Annotated in this window: 6 protein-coding genes and 1 pseudogene; 6 read left to right on the forward strand and 1 reads right to left on the reverse strand. The window is 53.7% G+C overall.

Going from position 1 to position 21,849, the window contains the following annotated elements; all coding sequences use genetic code 11:
- Positions 1-87: 87 nt before the first annotated feature.
- The 4 genes and pseudogenes from EH198_RS03570 to EH198_RS03585 all read left to right on the forward strand — a co-directional run.
- Positions 88-1,098, forward strand: a pseudogene (locus EH198_RS03570) (ATP-binding cassette domain-containing protein); the annotation flags it as partial.
- A 108-nt stretch (positions 1,099-1,206) separates the two neighbouring features.
- Entirely contained in the window at positions 1,207-1,950 is a 744-nt protein-coding gene (locus tag EH198_RS03575) for an ABC transporter ATP-binding protein (RefSeq protein ID WP_124694155.1), read from the forward strand.
- A 2-nt stretch (positions 1,951-1,952) separates the two neighbouring features.
- Positions 1,953-2,699: an ABC transporter permease gene (locus tag EH198_RS03580; RefSeq protein ID WP_124694156.1), complete on the forward strand. Its 747-nt coding sequence runs from the start codon at positions 1,953-1,955 to the stop codon at positions 2,697-2,699.
- 191 nt (positions 2,700-2,890) lie between these two features.
- Complete coding sequence (locus EH198_RS03585) at positions 2,891-3,277, forward strand: YmaF family protein (protein ID WP_124694157.1); 387 nt, start codon at positions 2,891-2,893, stop codon at positions 3,275-3,277.
- Between the two features lie 102 nt (positions 3,278-3,379).
- On the opposite strand, the gene EH198_RS03590 is transcribed toward EH198_RS03585, so the two are convergent.
- Complete coding sequence (locus EH198_RS03590) at positions 3,380-5,428, reverse strand: LuxR family transcriptional regulator (RefSeq protein ID WP_124694158.1); 2,049 nt, start codon at positions 5,426-5,428, stop codon at positions 3,380-3,382.
- A 166-nt stretch (positions 5,429-5,594) separates the two neighbouring features.
- Between EH198_RS03590 and EH198_RS03595 the strand changes: the two genes are divergently transcribed.
- The gene (locus EH198_RS03595) at positions 5,595-13,976 is read left to right on the forward strand and encodes a Tc toxin subunit A-related protein (RefSeq protein WP_185702734.1); all 8,382 of its coding nucleotides are present in this window, start codon (positions 5,595-5,597) and stop codon (positions 13,974-13,976) included.
- A gap of 79 nt (positions 13,977-14,055) precedes the next feature.
- Positions 14,056-21,843 carry a SpvB/TcaC N-terminal domain-containing protein gene (locus tag EH198_RS03600; protein WP_124694160.1) on the forward strand — a complete coding sequence of 2,596 codons (7,788 nt, stop codon included), beginning with the start codon at positions 14,056-14,058 and terminating at the stop codon, positions 21,841-21,843.
- Positions 21,844-21,849 lie beyond the last annotated feature (6 nt).

The following is a 21,849-nucleotide window of genomic DNA, read 5'->3' on the forward strand; positions in this document are numbered from 1 at the left end:
CGGGTTGGATTTGCTGTATTTATTTGAGCTACAAGAAGGTAACTTTCTTGTAGCTTTTATATTTTTAACATACAGGAGGATATTTGCATGTCATTAATAAATGTTTCAAATTTGACGTTTGCCTATGAGGGCAGCTACGATAACATATTTGAAAACGTAAGTTTTCAAATCGACACTGAATGGAAATTAGGATTTACGGGAAGAAACGGAAGAGGCAAGACAACATTTTTAAACTTATTGCTCGGTAAATATGAATACAGCGGAAGTATTTCGGCTGTCCAATTTAAATATTTCCCTTTATATGTCGAGAACAAGGAAAATAATACCCTTGATGTAATCAACGAAATTGTTCCGGACTATCTTCACTGGAAATTAATGCGTGAACTCTCATTGCTGCAGGTTTCCGAGGGTGTGTTATATCGGGCCCTTTGATTCTTTGTCGAGCGGAGAGCAAACGAAAGTGTTGCTGGCTGCATTATTTCTTAAGGAAAATAGCTTTCTGTTAATTGACGAACCCACTAATCATCTAGACATGAATGCAAGAAGACTTGTCAGTGATTATCTGGGTGCCAAAAGCGGATTTATTCTGGTGTCCCATGACAGATCATTTCTTGATAACTGCGTCGATCACATACTTTCAATCAATAAGACCAACGTAGACATTCAAAAAGGTAATTTCTCCGATTGGTGGGAAAATAAACAGAGACAAGATAACTACGAGCTTGCAGCGAACGATAAGCTAAGAAAGGATATAAAACGCTTGTCGGATTCTTCCAAACGAACGGGCAGCTGGTCGCACGAAGTCGAAAAAACGAAAAACGGTACCAGAAATTCCGGTTCCAAGGTGGATAAAGGGTATATTGGTCACAAGGCTGAAAAAATGATGAAACGCTCCAAAGCCATGGAGCAAAGACAGCAATCTGCGATTGAGGAAAGGTCAAGCTCCTTAAAAATATAGAAAGCTCCGACAGCTTGAAGATTTCACAACTTGCTTATCATAAAAGCCAACTTGCTGAACTTGAAAATGTATCGATTTATTACGGTAAGATGATGGATTGCGGAAATATCAGTTTTACTATTGAGCAAGGGGAGCGAATCCAATTTGATCGTGTGTTTAAAGCTTCTTCGATCAGTCACGTTCAGCAGGTAAAGGAATGCTATAATTATGAAGATCAATAGTTATCGCTGGAAATAGGAGGATTATAAGTGAGTGCTTTATTCGAAATACATAACTTAGCTAAACATAATTGGGATAACGGAGATCAGGCTTCCAAGTATATATTCTCGCAACTTTCGGCTGAAATCACCGAGCCGGAGCGGATTGCTCTTATCGGCGCTTCAGGACAAGGAAAAAGTACACTGCTGAGGATATTGGCTCTGCTGGACACGCCGGACGAAGGCGACCTGCTTCTCGACGGAGCTTCATATAAAAATACGAATGTGCGTCTATGGAGAATGGGGGTATCCTATGTTGCACAGCAAGCGGTTATGCTGCCCGGCAGTGTGGAGGATAACTTGCGTATGGTAAGCAAACTGCATGGTCTGGCCTATGATTCAGTACTTGCGGCACAGCTCTTGAAACAGCTTGGACTGGACTATTTGGATCTTGGTAAACAAGCAGCAGATTGTTCAGGAGGAGAAAAGCAGCGGATATCCCTGATCCGATCATTGCTGCTCCGGCCGCGTATTCTTCTACTGGATGAAATTACGGCTTCTCTTGATATAAATAGTACACAAAAGGTAGAAGAGCTTCTGATGGATTGGCACCTTAAAGAGGAAACCTTGTTGATATGGGTTACTCATGATCTGGAGCAAGCCCGCAGAATCAGCAACAGAACATGGGTGATGGGGAGGGGAGAACTGCAGGATCACAGCAGCGACTCCTTTTTTGCTGAGCCTGTTGCGGTATTGGCGCAAAAATTTATTCAGCCCGTGAAAGGAAGCCTGTAACTATGACATTAACCGCACTCAGTTTCACTCTGCTTTTTGTAATAGGGACTATGCTGGTCTCGATTTGGCAAAAGCTTGGACTGGAGAAGGACATTGCGATTGGTACCATACGTTCAGCGGTTCAGCTTCTGGCGGTTGGATATGTGCTGCAGTTTATTTTTCATACGGGACATATCGTATTTATTCTCATCATTATTTTCACGATGATTTGCGTAGCCTCATGGAACGCGGCCAAAAGAGGGAAGGGACTGCCAGGATTGGTCTGGAGAATTGCGCTAGCCGTTACCGCTTCGGAGATCATGATGATGGGCATTCTCCTCGGTCTGCATATCGTCAAGGCTACGCCGCAGTATATTATTCCGATCAGCGGCATGACCATTGGGAACGCGATGGTGGTATCCGGGCTGTTCATCAATCAGATCAAGCAGGAAATCAGGCGCAGCAAGGGAGAGATCGAGACGCTGCTGTCGCTTGGCGCAACGGCCCAGCAGGCGATGCAGGAGGTCAGGGCAAGGGCTGTGAAATTCAGCATGATTCCTACGATTGATGGCATGAAAACCGTGGGCCTTGTGCAGCTTCCGGGGATGATGACCGGGATGATTATCGCCGGAGCGAATCCAATCATCGCCGTACGGTATCAAATTCTGATTGTTTTTTCCTTCACCGCATCCGCCGCGATTACGAGCATGCTGCTGAGTGTGCTGATTTACCGGCTTTTTTTCACGGCCGATCTCCGGTTAAAGCTGTAATCCAAAAGACAACTCCCCATTTCCAAATCGGAAGTGAGGAGTTGTTTTTAAAATAACGAATGGATCTCCACACGCTTGGGGGAGTCTGCGAATTCAAGCGACCTATAAGCCTAATGTTCAACGAATGCCTATGACATTAATAGGTCGATTGACATAATTTACTACCAGACCACTTAAAAGGAGTTGCTACTTTGAACAAAATTCCTGTTAAAGGATACTTTCTTAACCGAAGGGAATCTTGCAACGAGCATTCCCATGATGTTTACATTACTTCTTGGGACGGTCGCCCCGTTTATCACGTTCACCCTTTTTCGGGTGTGACGTCTTATGATGATGGACATGTACATCAATATGCGGGTGTTACCGAGCCTGCTCCAACAGGTGTCCCTCATGTTCATCGTTATTTTACCATGACGTCGGTAAACCAGGGGCATACTCATGTCATCCAAGGGGTAACAGGTCCGGCAATTGATGTTCCGGGTGGCGGGCATATCCATTACTTCGAAGGAGTTACGACGGTAAATGGTATGAGACCGCATACGCATCATTACAAAGGCGCTACGGGTAAGGAAAGCTGATCCGAATCGCTGAAACACCGCCGCTGTGCGTCAGTTCAATTTACCGCCAAAGAGCTACCGGATCAACCGGCAGCTCTTTGTATATAAAGATGTTAGTTTAACTCAGGAAGGGAACTTCTGGGCAAGCTGAATCCGTTTTGTGATTCCCAGCTTAGAGTAGATCGAGATGAGATGTTTTTTTACGGTGATTTCCGAGATATAGAGGGTTTTCGCTACCTCCGAATTGGAGCATCCGGCGAGGACCAGCCTAACGACTTCCTTTTCCCGTTTGGTTAGCAGCTGTTCACCGTCCACGGCCGATTCCGCAGCTTCTGCCTGGGCCGGTTCGGCTGGCGCCGACTTCTTCTTATGATCATTCCCCTGCCACGTAAGACCCGCGCGGTAAAATAACCTCTCCAGGAAGTCCTGAAGCTTCGCGCCCCTAGTGTCGACTGCGTATGTGGGTGTCGGAGTGACCCCGTCATAATTAAAGTGAGTGGCTCCTTCAACGGTATGGAAGCCAAAGCCTCTATACACTTTCCTGCTGATTTCGCTCTCAAAGGGCGAACTAACGAGAATCCCGCCCCGGAACATATAGGAATAAATCAAATAAATGCCAGCCGTCCGGATCGCCGGGTTGAGCAGATCGGAGTAATAGGTGCATCGCATAAACCATCCCGCAGGCCGCTCGGGCAGCGTTTTCAGTTTGTCCTTTTCTTCCCGGGAAAGGGAGGCCAGATACGGTGAGCATAACGGGTCGCTTTCCAGCCATGTAAGTGTGCCCGAGTGGATCGGGATGACGACGAACAGAGCAGCCGCCCGGCCATTATCATCGCGCAGAAGCTTGATCGAAGACGGATCGAGGGCAAAGACCCCGGTTAAATCTACCGGTTTGACATGCTTGCGAATTTCCTCGGCGCTGTATTCAATGGCATAAGTGGTTCCCGTTTCGGGATCGACTCCAACCCCGCTGATGGGCTCAATATGATTTTCTCTCCAATTCGCAAAAGCTGCGGCGTCCGCAAGGGTAGACGGTGTAACCGTTTCCCAATAATAGGCCCGCTGCTGCTCCTGTCTGGACATGAGCGCCCTTGCCACCTCAATGCCGGTATACCGGAATAATTCACCGACTTCCCAATCCTTTTCCGCATACGGCGCGGCTAACAACGAATTGGCATAATACTGGGCTGCGCGCTGCTTGAGCCGTTTAAACAAGCCGGGAGCCCGGTTTTGCAATCGCAAGCGAATGTACTCGCGCAATAAATCGTGTAGCTGCCAGCCCCGCTCAGACTTGCGGACAAAGGAGAGGGAGATTAGCCGGTTAAAGGCTTGAGAGGACACCTCTTCATCCATGATAAAGGCCAGAAGCTCATGATGAAAAAGTTGAAGCAGCGAAGCGGCATCCAGCAAGGTTCTTAATTCCGGGTCGGGAACCTCCCGCAGCCACAGCTCAATGACATCGTCAAAATAATCGCTTCCATAGGCCGGACTGGAGGGAGAGTAAGCGGCTGCAGCCAGAGAAAGGGACAGCGGATGTCCTTTGGTGCGGTCCGAAAGCTTCTCCACAAGCGCCGGATGATGAATGCCGCATTTCTGCAAATATTCGCTGCAATCTTCCGGGTTTAAATAATGAAGCTCCAGCTGGCAAATGCGCTCCCGCAATGCCGGAGATACGATCCATCTTCCTTTTAGCGGATGCCGGCCGGCAAATAATAACAGCGTTCTATTCGGGAGCCCCGGGAAAAAAATATCCCGCAGCCACGATTCCAGCTCCGGCATTTCCTCAAAGGTGTCGAAGGCAAGGACAAGCCGGCGCTCCGAGGTGATGCCATGAATGAGCTTCATCAGCCCGTCCAGATGAACGGGCGACGAATGTACGGCGGTTAAACCCGGTGAAAGATGCTTGAATATCGCTTCGACAAGCCCTTGTTCCGTATGTATAAAGTCATTGCTGTCGATGAGGACGAAAAGGGCATCCATTTGCTTGGACCATGAACGGCACAGCCGCAGATAAGTGCTCTTGCCAATCCCTCCGGTGCCGTACACATGCAGGATTCGGCAAGCCTGGTCACAGCTCTCTTGCAGAATATGGGTAAAGGTTCCTGTCTCTGTGCTTCGGCCTACAACAAATTGCAGCTCTCTCTCCTCAATGGCGCTAAGTTCGACGGTCAATCACCACTCACCACCCTCTAATCCCTTATATATCCAGTATATCAGAAAAATCCAACTCCTTCGAAAGTATATTATCCAAAAGGATAATATTTCTTATTTAAAAATTATGATATCTTTTCTCTGGCAAAAGAGGAGTATCGTTATTGAAGGAGGATTCTTACCCCATATGGAGATTGTTAAAAATACATGTACCATCAGAGGCATCATCCAACTGACAAACGGAAAACCCGCAAAGCATGTCAAAGTGGCCGCGTATAACAAGAAATTCAGAAGCGAAAGCAAGCTCGGAGAAAGCTGGACGGATGATCAGGGGCATTACGAGATCTTCTACCCATCGCCGCCCGAAGGCGATGTCAATCTCCTGGTCCGGTTGGTTGGAGCTGACGGCCGGGACGGAGCCGAATCCCAGGTTCGTTTTCAGCCAGGGCCGGAAGAAGTCGTAAATTTAACCGTCGATCTTAAGCTGGATGGGCGGGTGTCGGAGTATGAACAGCTCCTTAGCAGCTTGTCGGAACTTCTGCACAATGTGCAGCCGGGCAGCCTGACCGAAGTGGACCTTCTGTATTTGTCAAAAGAAAGCAAAATCGAGCCGGAACCGATCCGGCATTATGTGCGGGCATGGACCGCGTCTAAGGAGCTTGACCTGCCGGAGGCGCTGCTCTACGGCTTGTCCCGAAGAGAGATTCCTTTGGAGTTATCCAGACTCTTATCCATCCCGGGAGAGAAGCTGCGCGCAGCATTGGAATCGGCGGAAGATGAGGGCTTGATCCCGCCATTGTCTAAAGAAGCGATCCCTCCGTTTCTGGAGAGGCTGCCGGAGCTTCTGTTATCCGGCGCGGAAGCGGGCCAATCGCTAAGATCAGGAGTTAAGGAGGGCGGAATCGGTGATTTTCTGAAAGCGGCAGCTTTAGGCAATTCAGCGCAAAACAGACTCCGTGAGCTGGTCCTCGGGCACACAGGAGACCCGGTATCTTTATGGCGCCTGCTCAAGGAAGATCCCGAGTTATCCGGCCATGCTGGCCGAATCCGGCTGATCCTGCAGCTGAAGGAGCTGACGCAGGGGGATTTGCCTTTGGTGAATGCCATATTAAGCAAGCTGGATGGGGCGAATCCAGACCATTCGGACGATCTGCGCGAGCTAGTCTTGTGGAACAAGGGGGACTGGCAAGAGCTGCGGGATCAGGAGGAAATCGAAGCGGTTAATTCGGAGCGTGCCGTCAGGATTAAGCCGGCCATTCCCCATGCGGCCGCCGAAGTCATCCAGGTGTTGGATCAAGTATTCCCCACACAGGCTGTTATACGAAATCTGAAGGCTGACGGCAGCTTTGAGCTGCGGGATGAAGTGCTGGAATTCCTTCAGGACCACCCGGATTTTGATTTGAAGACTTCGTCCGTGGATACGTTCTTGAAGAAGGCGAAGAGTGGAGAGCAGCAGCTGGGCATTACGGAACAGAGCGGACAGAAGTCGGCTAGCCGTTTGACCAACCGCTTGAAAAGCATGCAGCGCATTTATAGGCTGACGCCGTCCTATGCGCCGATGAAGGCTCTCTTGGAGGAGGGAATCCACTCGTCGCTCGGAATTGCCCAGCATAGCCGTGAGTCGTTTATATCCGACTATGCGGATAAGGTTGGCGGAGAGGGTGCCGCCGGAGATATTTACAACAAAGCGGTATCCGTAACGTCCACGGCTTTGGCTGTGTTCGGGCAGATCCAGGAGGCGTCCCGGTCGGTGCAATTTAGCGCCACAACGGCCAATTCGGCGGAAGCCATGGCCGCAGCGGCATCGCTTCCGGATTGGAGCGAGATGTTCGGAGAGCTGGAATGGTGCGATTGCGAGCATTGCCGTACCGTATACAGTCCGGCGGCCTATCTGGTCGATCTGCTTCAAATGCTGTCCAAGACGCCATCTACAACAGGGGGGACCGCTCTTCAAACGCTGCTTGGACGCCGCCCGGATATCGGGCAGCTGGAACTGTCCTGCGAGAATACGAATATTACGCTGCCTTATATTGATTTGGTCAATGAGCTACTGGAGAATGCCGTATCGCCGGAAACGGCCGTTCGGGCGGCCCAGACAACCGGTACCAGCGAAGAGCTCGGCGCCCAGCCGGAGCATGTGAACGCAGGCGCTTATAACCGGCTGTCTCAGAAGGTGTACCCGTTCCGGCTGCCGTTTTCCCTGTGGCATGAAGAAGCGCGCGCCTACTTGGAGCAAATGAATGTGCCCCGCGTGAAGCTGATGGAAGCCTTCCGGCCCTTGAACGCATCCGCGGAAATCCCCGGAACGGAGCTGGCTATTGCGACTGAAACGCTGAAGCTCAATCCTGCGGATTGCAGCATTATCACCGGGCTTCGTCCAGAGGGCAAACCGCTCCATTATATGTTTGGTTTTGCGGAGAGCAATGTCGGGCTTGAAACATGGGTTCAGGCGATGAGCAGAGCACCGCTGTTATTGGAACGGACGGGGTTGTCCTTTGCGGAATTGGAGGAACTGCTTGGCGCTTCCTATATTAATCCCACAGGAGAGCTGAGTCTCGATATGGACCCGTCCACTTGTTCGGTTCAATCGGCAGTCGTGCTGAACCTGTCCGAAAGGGAGCTTGACCGCATTCACCGGTTCGTCCGGCTGCTCCGCAAACTCAAGAATTGGTCGATCAGCCAGCTGGACCATGTGCTGTCCGCGCTTGGCGGACAATTATTGGATGAGAGCTTTATCATCCGGCTGTCTGAAGTGTTCCATTTGGCGGACGAACTCCAGGTTCCCGCGCAGGAGCTGGTCTACTGGTGGGGAAGCATCGAGACGACCCCGGCTTATGGGCAATCCGTCAGCCTGTACGAGCGCTTGTTCCTCAATAAGACGGTGGCTCAGCAGGTCGATCCGGCATTCCTGCTACGTGAGCCGGAACGCGATGAATTGGCCGATACGACCGGTTACCTGGAAGAGCACCAATCGACGCTGCTTGCCGCCTTTCATTTGACCGGTGATGAGCTTCGCTCACTTATAGCCGCCTGTCTGCCGGACGACCGGCTGACGCTCGGCAATCTTTCGCTGCTTTATGCCTATACAGGGCTGGCGAAGGCGATGGAACTCTCCATCGCCGATTACACAGGCTGGATCAAGCTTATTCCGGCGTCGCCTTTTACCGGAGGCGCCTACAGCGTTCAAAACACGGCCAGATTTGTCAATCTGTGCCGCCATGCGTCGGAGGCGGGCTTTGCCGCTGGTGAGCTGCTGTACATCCTCCGTCATGAAGGAAAAGAGGCGGCGCCTTCCGAGCCGGAGATTCTGGAATTGCTGACGGCTCTACGCAGCGAACTGAGCGAAATTGCAGGTGAAGCCGATTCCGCCGCGAGTGTGGAAGGGTTAAGTCAATCGGCGGTAATCAGACGGCTCAGCGAATTTACGCAGCTGAATGCCGGGCTTATCATAAAGCTGACGACGGCTTGCCTTACGGTTCCCTCGGCTCCCGAAATCCCGCTGCTGAAGGCCTTCGTCAACCCGGCATTCATAGGCAGTGCGGGACCGGTAACCAGGGAAGGCTTCCCCCGGTTGTTCCAGTCGGTCCTGAAGCTGGCGAAAGCCGCTTCCTTGGCCGCAAAGCTCGGGCTTCAGGATGAAGAGGTGAATTTCTTCATCACTAAGTCGGGCAGCCCCGGTTGGCCCGATTGGGACGCCATTCCAGCAGAGCCGACGGAACTGCTGTTTATAGACGGCGGTTCGATCGCCAGAATCAAGCTGCTCGTTGACTGGCGGGATCGTTACGCCTCCGGCAGCAGCCGCTGGACGGATTTGTTCAAGCTGGTAGACAGCCGTTCATCGGAACTGGAGGTCCCGGAAGAGCTGTTCGCGGGCTTGGCGGAGCTTACAGGCTGGAAGACAGATGACATCAGGCTATGGGCGGGGCTGCACCTGCTTCACCTTAAATACCCGCAGGATTACCGGGATGAGCGATGGCTCCTGAGACTAGCGGAGGGGCTTTCGCTGATGCAGCGGCTCAATGTTCCAGTTGTCGAAGCGAAGAGATGGACGGTCTCCGGTATAAGCGAGTACGAGATCTGGAGCATCAGACGGGCACTGAAAGCGAAGTACGATGAGCAGCAATGGCTGTCCGTTGCCAAATCGCTGAAAAACCGCCTGCGAGAACAGCAGCGCTCGGCGCTGACCGCCTATCTCAAGCATGATTTTTATTACACCAAACGGACCGAGGATTTATTCGCTTACTTTCTCATCGACGTGGAAATGGGCGCCATGCAGGAAACCTCCCGGATCAAGCAGGCGATCTCATCGGTACAGCTGTTTGTGCAGCGCTGCCTGATGAATCTGGAGCCGGAGGTTCACCTGACGCACGAGGCTGCTGAAGACTGGAAGAAAATCCGGAACTACCGGATTTGGGAAGCCAACCGGAAGATATTCTTGTATCCGGAGAACTGGCTGGAGCCGGAGCTGCGCGACAATAAGTCTCCTTTTTTCACCGAGCTGCAAAAAGAGTTCATGGAAAACGAAGCGAAGCTCGAGCGTGCGGAAGCCTCCTTTATGAATTACATGGAGAAGCTGGACCGGGTGTCACGGCTCGATATCGCCGCCATGTACCATCAATATGAGGATCATGGAAACGGGATATTTACCGATATCCTTCATGTGTTTGGACGGACGCAGAACAGCCCGCATATTTACTATTACCGCCGGTTTGAGAACGGCCTCACATGGACCGCTTGGGAGAAGGTCGACACGGACATTGAAGGGGAACATCTGATTCCCGTTCTGTACAAAAGCCGGCTCTATCTCTTCTGGCCGATCTTCAAGGAAGTGGCCAAAACGCCGGATGTGTTAAATCCATCGGGAGAGAAGCCGCAGAAGTTCCTGCAGGTCGGGCTGGCGTGGAGCGAATACCGCTTCGGAAGCTGGTCCCCCAAGACGGTGACGAATGCCAATCTGGATATGACGCAGCGCTACGATAAGGAAAATATCGCTTTTCACTCCTATATTGACGAGGAGAACAGCTTGTTTATCGAGGCCATCATCCACTATAACGGGTATTCCCTGTATTCGAGGCTGTTCTATTTTAAGCTGAACAACCCGGATGGCCGAGTGAATGTGTATCCGGTATATTCCGGCTTGCTGGGCAAACGTTACCCTCTTCCGGATGCCACGGATGTATACAACAATGCCATCAGCCCCTTCAACGAGGGGGCGGGCCGGGTCGTCATTCCTATCGATAACAATGACGGCGGCTACAACAGGGAGGATATGATCTATCACAGAGACTCTTTCAAAATCGTCTTCCCTCAAAACAACTTGTGGTTTGACGGCAGCCGCCCCTTCTTTTATCAGGATGCGAAGCGCGTGCTATTCGTGACGTCAACGCCGTACAAAACGTCCTTGCTCGAATATAACAGGCTGATGGTTGGCGGGTTCGGACTCTCGCTGACTTCGCCTTACGGGGGCAGCTATCTTTTGTTCCATACGGCATTTCATCCTTACGTAACATCCTTCGTAGAGAAGCTGAACAATGTGGGGATTGACGGACTTCTGAGCCCGCAAACGCAGAGCATGGAGAAGGAATTCTTTGAAGCGGAGTACCAGCCGTTGACCGAGCCGAACGAGTACGGTTTTACCGGGTGCGTCAGCCGTCCGTATCCAAAGGAAAATGTGGATTTTAGTATCTATGGGCCATACTCCGTATATAACTGGGAAATCTTTTTCCATACACCCTTGCTTCTGGCCGACCGGCTCAGCAAAAATCAGCAGTTTGAAGAGGCCCAGCGGTGGTTCCACTATATTTTTGACCCGACGAATTCTTCACCTGAGACCAAAGGATACTGGAAGCTGCTTCCTTTCCGGCAAAATGACGCGGCAACAACCCTGCGGGAGTATATGATGCTGCTCCACTACGAGGGGAGTGACCCCGAGACGCTTAACCGTAAGCTGGAGTTCGAGAAGCTGATTGCCGCATGGAAGAGCAACCCCTTCAACCCGCATCTGATTGCCCGCATTAGGATTTCTTCTTATCAAAAACTGGTCGTCATGAAATATTTGGATAACCTGATCGCTTGGGCTGACCAGCTGTTCCGTCAAGACACGATTGAAGCGATAAATGAGGCAACGCAGCTGTACCTCCTTGCCGGAGAACTGCTCGGAGAACGCCCGCGTTCCGGAAGCGAACGTTCCCGTATAGAAAGCAAATCATATTTGGACCTGCAGCCTGAACTGGATTCGTTCTCCAATGCTCTTGTTCAACTGGAGAATTGGATGCCAAGCGCTTCTTTCACATTTGGCGGGAATAGATTGGACACCGGGCTACTGTCACTTGGAAGTGCCTTGTATTTCAGTATTCCGCCGAACGATAAATTGCTGGGCTATTGGGACAACGTTGCCGACAGGCTCTATAAAATCCGCAACAGCATGAGCATCGACGGAACGGTCAGACAGCTATCCTTGTTCCAGTCGCCTGTGGACCCCGGGCTGTTGACCCGGGCAGCGGCGGCCGGGCTGGACGTCGGTAGCGTGATTGAGGAAGTGAATGCCAAGCTTCCCCAATACCGGTACCAGACCATGGCGCATAAGGCAGAAGAGCTGTGCGGGGAAGTAAAGGCTTTTGGCTCGGCGCTGCTGGCCGCTCTGGAGAAGCGGGACTCGGAGAAGCTGTCTGTTCTCCGGTCCAGCCATGAGGTTTCCCTGCATCAAGCGGTCATCGATATAAAACGGAAGCAGGCGGCGGAGAGCCGGGAGTCGCTCGAAGCGCTGTACCGCCAGCGGGAGATGGTTAGGGAGAGGGAGCTGTATTATAAGGAGCAGCCCTACACCATCCAGCTGGAAGATGACCAATTGCAGAAGCTGGAGGAGGCCAATAAGCGGTCCGAGCAAATCATGCAATATGAAGTCGCTGCACAGATCGCTTCCCAAATTCCGAACGTCACGATCGGAATGTCCGGCGTCGCGAGTCCTGTCCTTACGGCACAGCTCGGAGGAATCAACATTTCAACCGGTCTGCAGGCTTACGCCCGTTATCTGAATCATTTATCCAATCAGGACAACTATAAAGCGGGACGCAGCGGAACCCTTGCCGGGTACGAGCGCCGCAATATGGAATGGAAGCATCAGGCGCTTATGGCCAATATGGAGCTTAAGCAGCTGGAAAAGCAGATCGTTGCCGCGGAAATCCGGTTGTCCATTACGGAAAAGGAGCTTAAGAATCAAGAGCTTCAAGCTCGCAATACAATGGAAGTCCATAAGGCGATGCAGAGCAAATTTACCAATTCGGAGCTGTATGACTGGATGGTTGCCCAGACCTCGGCATTGTTTTTCCAGAGCTACCAGTTTGCTTACGATACGGCGAAACGCGCGGAACGGGCGTTCCAATTCGAGCTCGGCACGGATAAAACCTATATCAAGTTCGGCCACTGGGACAGCATGAAAAAAGGCCTCCTGGCGGGCGAACGGCTGATGGGCGATTTGAAGCGTCTCAGCCTAGCCTACCTGGAGCTGAACAAGCGCGAATATGAGATCACGAAGCATGTATCGGTTTCCCTGCATGATCCGCTCGCTTTGGCCCGGCTTAAAGAGACCGGCGAATGTCTGATTGAGCTGCCGGAACGGCTTCTCGACATGGATTATCCAGGTCACTACATGAGAAGAATCAAGTCGATCGGCGTGTCCATTCCTTGCGTAACCGGTCCTTACACCAGCGTCAACTGTACGTTGACCCTGCTGCAGAGCTCCATCCGCAAGAGCGCCCAGCTGCTGGGCGGGAAATATGAACGGCAATCGGCCGAGGATGGGCGTTTCCTGGATCAATACGGGATCAATCAAGCCATTACAACGAGCGGCGCCCAGAATGACAGCGGCATGTTTGAAACGAATCTCCGGGATGAGCGGTATCTCCCGTTTGAAGGCGCCGGAGCAGTCAGCCGCTGGAAGCTGGCGCTGCCGAAGGCGTGCAACAGCTTTGACACCGATACGATTGCCGATGTAGTCCTTCATCTCAGATACACGGCAAGAGAAGGCGGGGAAGGGCTGAAGTCGGCCGTAATGAATGAGGTGGTCGAGGCTGCCTTGCAGGATAACCGCGTGCTGCTGTTGTCCTGCAGAACCCAGTTCCCTTCGGAGTGGCACCGCTTTGTACACCCCGCGGAAGCGCAGGACGGCCAACGCTTGGAAATCCGGCTTGCCGAGCAGGTTCTGCCTTACAGGCAAAGAGGGAAGACGGTCGAGATCTCGGATGTGGAGCTGTTCTTGAAGTGGAAGGATGCTGCGAGAGTCTACGGAGACGGCAGTCCGCTCCGGCTTGGGCTGTATGCGCCGAACCGGACCGATGTGCAGTCAGCAGAGCTGTTAAGTGACCCGGCGTTCGGCGGCGTCCCGCACTGCCGGGTGGAAGGAACGGCTTCCGGTCTGGGCGAGTGGAGCATCGCCGCGGCCGAAGAGGACATAGCCGGGCTGGCTGAGCCTTATCGGGTCAGGGTTACAGCTGACAGCGTGACCCATGAACGGATCAACAGCCAAATGATCGAAGATTTGTGGCTTGTCATTCACTACAACGCTAAATAACAGCTTGCAGAAGTACTAGACATGCGAGGCGGCCCTATGATGGACCGCTTCGCATGTTTCATAGGAGAGGAGAGATTGCATGTCAGGATTGTCACCCACGCCGGGAAGCGCGCCCGCTTCATCTACCCCGAAGCCATCCGGAGGAGGCCTGCAGGCGCCCGCCATATCCATGCCAAAAGGTGGAGGGGCCATTCGGGGAATCGGAGAGAAGTTCACCGTCAACCCGGCGACTGGAACAGCCTCCTTCAGCATCCCGGTCTACACCAGCCCCGGAAGAGCCGGCTTTGAACCGGACCTTAAGCTCGCCTACAGCTCCGGATCGGGGAACGGCATTTTTGGTCTGGGCTGGCAGCTGAATTTGCCATCCATTACACGAAAAACCGATAAGGGCCTGCCCCAATATAACGATGCGGAAGACTCGGATGTGTTTCTGCTGTCCGGCGCGGAGGATCTTGTTCCGCTAAAGGAACCGCCGGAAGGAGCCGCTGCCACGAACGGTGATTATCGCATCCGGTATTATCGGCCTCGGACGGAGGGACTGTTCACCCGAATCGAACAGTGGACCCGCCTGTCCAGCGGTCAGGTGCATTGGCGGACGATCAGCCGCGACAATATCACGGCGATTTACGGGCAGACACCGGCCAGCCGGATCGCCGAGCCCGGAACAGAACACCGCATTTACTCCTGGCTCATCAGCGAAAGCTATGATTCCAGGGGTAACGCGATTGTTTACGAGTACGTGGAAGAAGACAGCCGAAATGTGGATTTGACGTTAGTAAGCGAGCTGAACCGGGAGCGGGGAGCAGCAAGGTACCTGAAGCGAGTCAAGTATGGAAACCGGACTTCACGGCACATAGAGCCGGATTTGTCCAAGACGGATTGGTTGTTCAAGGTCATCTTCGACTATGACGAAGGCCATTTAGTGGAGCTTGGACCAGCATCTCCCGGGCTTGGGGAACAACGGATGGTTGTAGCCTCTGGGACGCCGGAGCGGGCATGGTCCGCTAGACCGGATGTAACCTCCTCCTACCGGGCGGGATTTGAGATCCGCACGTACCGGAGGTGCCGCCGGATCTTGATGTTTCACCGCTTCGATGAGCTTGGACCCGAGCCTTGCCTGGTCCGTTCCACTACCTTCGATTACAATGACATTTCTGCATCCGCAACTGGTTCGCCTCTATCACCGGAAGAAGAGCTTTCGCATCCTGGAAGCACCCGGTTCGGCTCTATCCTGTGCGCGGTAACCCAATCCGGTTATATTCGCGGGGAGGGAACGGGAGAGAGGGAAACAACAGCCGAAGGTCACACGTATCTGTGCAAATCTCTGCCTCCGATTGAATTGGAGTACAGCCAGGCAGTCATTCAAGACGAATTGCGGGAGCTTCCGGAGAGCAGTCTGGAGAATCTTCCTGCCGGTTTAAGCGGTGCCTATCAGTGGGTGGATTTGGAGGGCGAGGGCGTATCCGGCATTTTAACCGAGCAAGCAAGCGGCTGGTTTTACAAACCAAATGAGGGGGAAGGCCGATTCGGCCCCCTGATGAAAGTCGCCTCCAAGCCCGCTCTTGGAGAGCTTGCCGGCGGACGGCTTCAGCTGCTGGATCTGGATGGCAACGGCCGGCTGGAAGCCGTTGCTTTCTCCGGGCCGACTCCCGGCTACCACGAACGTGCGGAGTCGGGGGAGTGGAGCGGGTTTCAGCCTTTTCTCCAACTGCCTAACATCCGCTGGGACGACCCGAACCTGCACTTCGTCGATCTGGACGGCGACGGGCATGCCGACCTTCTGTTGATGGACGATGACGTATTCACCTGGTCTCCTTCCCTCGCCAAGAAAGGTTTTGGAGCAGCCAAGCCGATTTATTCCGATCCGGATCAAGACAGTGATCCCCGTCTGGTGACCGCGGACGGCACGAAATCTGTCTTTCTTGCAGATATAAGCGGAGACGGTCTCGCCGATCTTGTTCGCATCCGAAACGGCGAAATCTGCTATTGGCCCAATCTGGGCTACGGGCGTTTCGGCGCGAAGATTACGATGGCCGATTCCCCGTGGTTCGATCACCCCGATGCATTTCGTCCAGACCGTCTTCGTCTCGCGGATATCGACGGTTCGGGATTAACCGATATCCTGTACCTGGGCCAGAATGATATCCACGTCTATTACAATCAGTCCGGTAACGGATGGATCGGGCCAAGGGCCATTACCGGACTTCCTTCGGTGCACAGCCAAGCCTTCGTTTCGGTTATCGACCTGCTTGGCAATGGCACCTCCTGCCTGGTCTGGTCGTCCACATTGGAGAGTTCCATGGGCAGACCGATCTCTTATATCGATCTGACCGGCGGGCAGAAGCCGCAGTTGCTCGTCCGGACAGCGAACAATCTCGGAGCGGAGACCCGGATACATTATGCTTCATCCACGAAGTTTTATCTCACTGACCAGCGGGAAGGCAAGCCGTGGGTGACGAAGCTGCCTTTTCCGGTTCATGTCGTCGAAAAAGTCGAGACATTTGACCGAATCAGCGGTAATCGTTTTGCCACAAGGTATGCGTACCGCCACGGTTACTTTGACGGAGAGGAGCGGGAATTCAGGGGCTTCGGGTTGGTGGAGCAATGGGACTCGGAAGCTTACGGCAGCTTGGAAGGGAAGGCGGATTTCTTTCCTGAAGGAACGAACGAGTCGTATGATTCCCATGTTCCTCCCGTCCTGACCCGTTCCTGGTATCATACCGGCGCCTATCTGGACCGTTACCGCCTGAGCGCCTACTTCGCCGAACACGAGTATTACCGCGAACCGGCTACGACGGAGGCCGGGGCGGTACTGCTTCTTCTGGAAGCTTCGGTCTTGCCGGACGGATTATCGCCGGAAGAGGAGCGCGAGGCCTGCCGCGCGCTTAAAGGCATGCTGCTGAGGCAGGAAGTGTATGCTTTGGACGGCACCGATAAGGAAAGCCATCCTTATACCGTGACGGAGCATAATTACACGGTTAAGCTGCTGCAAGCCCGACAGGGGGATCATTCTGCGATATTTGTTTCGCATCCCCGGGAACAAATCAGCTTCCACTATGAGCGAAATCCCCAAGATCCGCGAACGCTTCATTCCATCGTCATGGAAACGGATGACTTCGGCAACGAAACGAAGCTCGCTGTTGTAAGCTATGGCCGCAGGCAGCCGGATCCGGAGCTTGCTACACGGGATCAAATTGAGCAGAGCAAGATAACGGTGGTGCTAACCGAAAACCTGTACACCACTCCCGTAACCGGGGCAAATGATTATCGTGCGCCGCTCCCAAGTGAAACCCGCAGCTACGAGTTGACCGGATTGCAGCTGCGGAGTGTCCAGCTCCGGTTTCAACTTGCTGATCTGGAATCGGCATGGGCTGGCGCCGTCCCGATTGACTATGAGGCGGACAGCGGCTCTTCACCGGACGCATTAACCCGGCGCCTGATCGAGCACGTGAAGACGCTGTATCGCCGTGACGACTTGGCGGGTCCGCTGCCTGCCGGACAGCTGCAAGCCTTGGCGCTGCCTTACGGCAGCTACCGGCTCGCTTTCACCCCCGGATTGCTGGAAGCCGTTTATGGAGGGCGGGCCGAGGAAGCTATGCTTCTGGACGAGGGACGCTATGTCCGGCTGGAGGGAGAGTCCGGCTTCTGGATACCGCCTGAGCAAGTGTTTTACTCACCTCAGCCGTCCGATGCTCCGGCGGCGGAGCTCACCTATGCGGCAGAGCATTTCTTCCTTCCTCAGCGCTTTAGAGATCCCCTCCACCGGGAGGGGCGGAGCGCGGAGACAATCATTCGCTATGACCGCTACGATTTGCTGGTCACGGAAACCTGCGATCCGCTCGGCAGCCTCATGACCGTTGGGCTAAGGCATGCGGACCCGGCCATAGAGCCGGTTCCGTCCGGTGATGATTACCGCGTGCTGAAGCCAGCGTTTGTTATGGACCCGAACCGCAACTGCTCGGCTGTCGTATATGATGCGCTCGGCATGGTCTCAGGTTCTGCCGTTATGGGCAAGCCGGAGGACCAGCCAAGCCAGGGAGATACACTAGAAGGCTTTGAAACGGAGTTAACGCACGCAGAGGCACTTATGCAGTTGAAATCGCCGCTTGCAGCTCCTCATGCTGTGCTCCAAAAAGCAACAAGCCGCATCATCTATGATTGGTTCGCGTATATGCGGACCAAGGATCAGTCCGTTCCCGAGCCACCTGTCGTTTATACCCTGTCGCGGGTGACCCATGATTCCGATTTGGCGGCGGGTGAGCAAACAGGCCTGCATTACAGCTTTCTATATTCGGACGGTTTTGGCCGTGAGATTCAAAAGAAAATTCAGGCGGAGCCCGGTCAGGTCCCGTTAAGAGATCCGGCGTCGGGACACATCCTGACGGCAAGCGGCCAGCCTGTGCTGAGTGCGGAAGCGGTACTTCCCCGCTGGGTGGGCTCCGGGTGGACGGTGTACAACAATAAAGGAAAGCCTGTCCGGCAATTCGAGCCTTTCTTCACGGACACGCACAGCTTCGATCATGATATCCAAATCGGGGTAAGTCCCATAAATTTCTATGATCCGGCAGGCCGTTTCGCCGCCGTACTGCATCCGGACAGGACGTGGAAGAAGGACGTCTACGGTCCGTGGAAGCAGACCTCGTGGGATGGCAGCGACACGCTGCTGCTGGAACCCGCGAATGATTCGGATGCCGGGGATTATTTCAGACGATTGCCGGAGATGGAGTACCTGCCTACCTGGTACGGACAGCGGGCCGAAGGGCTGCTTGGACCCGATGAACAGGAAACGGCTGTCAAAGCAAGCGTGCATGCGAATACGCCTGGGGCGTGTTATTTCGATTCCCTAGGGCGCGCATTTCTTACTGTGGAGCATAACAGGTGCAAACGAAGCGATGCGCCGCCAGATGCGCCGACGGACGAGGAGTTTTTCGAAAGCCGCACCGTATACGATATTGAAGGGAATATCCGGGAAGTGATCGATGCCGCCGGGCGAACCGTTATGCGCAGCGCCTATGACATGCTGGGGACCACAATATCCGAATTGAGCATGGAGGCCGGAGAACGTTGGACCCTGTATGACGCTGGAAAAAGACCGGTCAGCACCTGGAGCAGCGGTGGTGTACAAAGCCGGACCGTTTACGATGTGCTGGGCCGTGCGATCGAAACTTATCATAGTGTAGGCGACAGTCCCCCGGTTATGACAGGCCGCATCGTGTACGGCGAGTCCATGCCGGAACCGGAACTGAACAATCAGCGAGGAAAAAAGGTCCTGTCCTACGACCAAGCCGGGCTGCTTACAAACGACGAGTACGACTTTAAAGGGAATCTGCTCCGCAGCAGGCGGGAGCTTGCCGCCGAATATAAAACGACGCTGAACTGGGCTTCGGATGTTTTGCTGGAGGCGGACAGCTACGAGACTCGCACCCGTTACGACGCACTGAACCGGGCGACCCAGATCACGGCTCCCGATTCCAGCATCATTCGCCCTTCTTATAATGAAGCGAATCTGTTAAACGCGGTTGAAGCCAATTTGCGTGGGGAAGAGCAGGAAGGGGAACGTATCTGGACCTCTTTTGTAGCCAACATTGACTACAATGCAAAAGGGCAGCGCACCCGTATTTCATACGGTAACGGGGTACAGTCCCTGCTCGAATATGATCTGTTCACATTTCGTCTCATCCGGATGCGTACCATTCGGGATAAGCTCATTTTTCCCGAGGACTGTCCGCAGCCGTCCCGGCCGGATTGGCCGGGCTGTGAACTTCAGCATCTGCATTACACCTACGATCCTGTAGGCAATATCATGTCCATACGGGACGGTGCGCAGCAAGCCCTCTTTTTCCTTAACCGGAGGGTGGAGCCTTCATCCCGTTACACGTATGACGCTTTAAACCGATTGGTTGAAGCGGCGGGGAGGGAACATCTGGGGCAGATTGGAGGATCGCCTGCCGGTCCGACCGCTCCCGATGCCATGAGCGAATTCCATACCCGGCTTGCCCATCCTTCCGATGGAAATGCGATGGGGACCTATATTGAGCGTTATGTATACGATGCCGTCGGCAATCTGCTCGCCATGCAGCATCGCGGCAGTAATCCGGCGCACCCGGGATGGACCCGGAGCTTTAACTATCAGGAGCAGAGTCTCCTGGAGGAAGACAAAGTAAGCAACCGGCTGATCAGCACGGCTACCGGTGCATCAGCGGAGCTTTACAAGTACGAAGGCTCGGCCGGAATGCGCGGAAATATGACCTCCATGCCCCATTTGCCCTTCTTGCGATGGAATGAGCTGGATCAGCTTCGGGCAACATCAAGGCAGGCGGTATCGGAAGCAAGCGGTGCCACGCCGGAAATCACGTGGTATACGTACGATGCCGGCGGTCAGCGGGTGCGGAAGGTGACAGAACGGTATGCCGCTCCCGGAGTGCAGCCAACCCGGTGGAAGGAGCGCATTTACCTGGGTCCTTTTGAAATTTACCGTGAATTCGCGGGGGATGGGCGCATGATTGAGTTTGAGCGTGAATCCATGCATATCATGGATGGCAAACAGCGAATGGCCTTGGTCGAAACGCGCACGGAAGGTCAGGAGGATCTGCCCGCCCGGCTTATCCGTTACCAAATCGGGAATCATCTGGGCTCCGCCCATCTGGAGCTGGATCATTCGGGGCAAATCATCTCCTATGAAGAGTTTACGCCATACGGAAGCACATCCTTTCAATCGGTCCGAAGCCAGAACGAGGCGCCCAAGCGGTACCGGTATACTGGAAAAGAGCGGGACGAAGAGAACGGGCTCCAGTATCATGGCTCAAGATATTATGCCACCTGGCTGGGACGCTGGATCAGCTGCGATCCGAAGCTGTTGATCGACGGACCCAATTTGTACCGGTACGTATCGTCCAATCCGGTCAAGCTGATCGATCCAAACGGGACCAACGAGCTGAAGCCCCCGAATGTGAACATCGGGTTTCTGGGCGATCCGATCAATCAGAAGATGGGGGATTTATGGAGCAAGGCCGCCAACGAGGTGTTGGGAAAGGAGTTCCAGGGTAAAGCCCCGAACGAACTGATGAAGTTGTTCCGCGACAAAGTGGAGCATTTGAAGAATACGAAAGGCATGGGCTCCAACCGGCAGCAGGGAACGGCGATCAATTACGCCCGTGAGACCTATTCCAAGGTTCGAACCGTCTTCGGGAAGCTGGCGAAGGAAGCCGGCGTTGCGATGGACGGCGTGCAGGTTCACCATTTTGGAGGCGGCTTGGCAGAGATGCCTCATGATGCGCTGGATGCGAGCGGTTTGATTATGACGACAGGCCAGGCGGGAGTTAAAGGTACCGGTCATTTCCGTTTGCACGAGCTGGAGGCCAAATTTGCGGATATGTATAAGAAATTAATGCAAAACAAAGGCTTGGCCGCCAAAATGGGTTCAGCCATAGAGAAAGGCACAGAAGCTTTGAAGCCCGTGGCGGGGCTTGTCGCTAAGACGGGAAGTGTACTCAAAAAAGGAGCCGAGGCGCTGGAGCCGCTGGCGAAGGTCGCATCCAAAGCTGGCAAAGTGATGCCTGTCATCGGCGCGGCGTTTATTGCCGGCGACGCCTATGCAGCCACAACAGCCAAAACTGGCGGCGAACGATTCCAGAAGAGCGCCGATACCCTGGCTGGACTGGCTGGATTTGCCGGACCTGTCGGCATGGCCTTCTCGGCAGGCTATGGCGCAGGCGGATTGATCAACGACGGACTGCAAGCGGTTGGCGCGGATCTATCCAAGGGACTGTCCGCTATTGACGAGACGGCTTCCAAGCTGTGGACCGATCCGTCCAAATCCGCCCACACGCAGACTATCGGCTGGAAGATGGCGGAGTTATTCGAATAGAGGAGT

It is taken from the genome of Paenibacillus rhizophilus, assembly GCF_003854965.1.
GTDB lineage: Bacteria > Bacillota > Bacilli > Paenibacillales > Paenibacillaceae > Paenibacillus_AQ > Paenibacillus_AQ rhizophilus.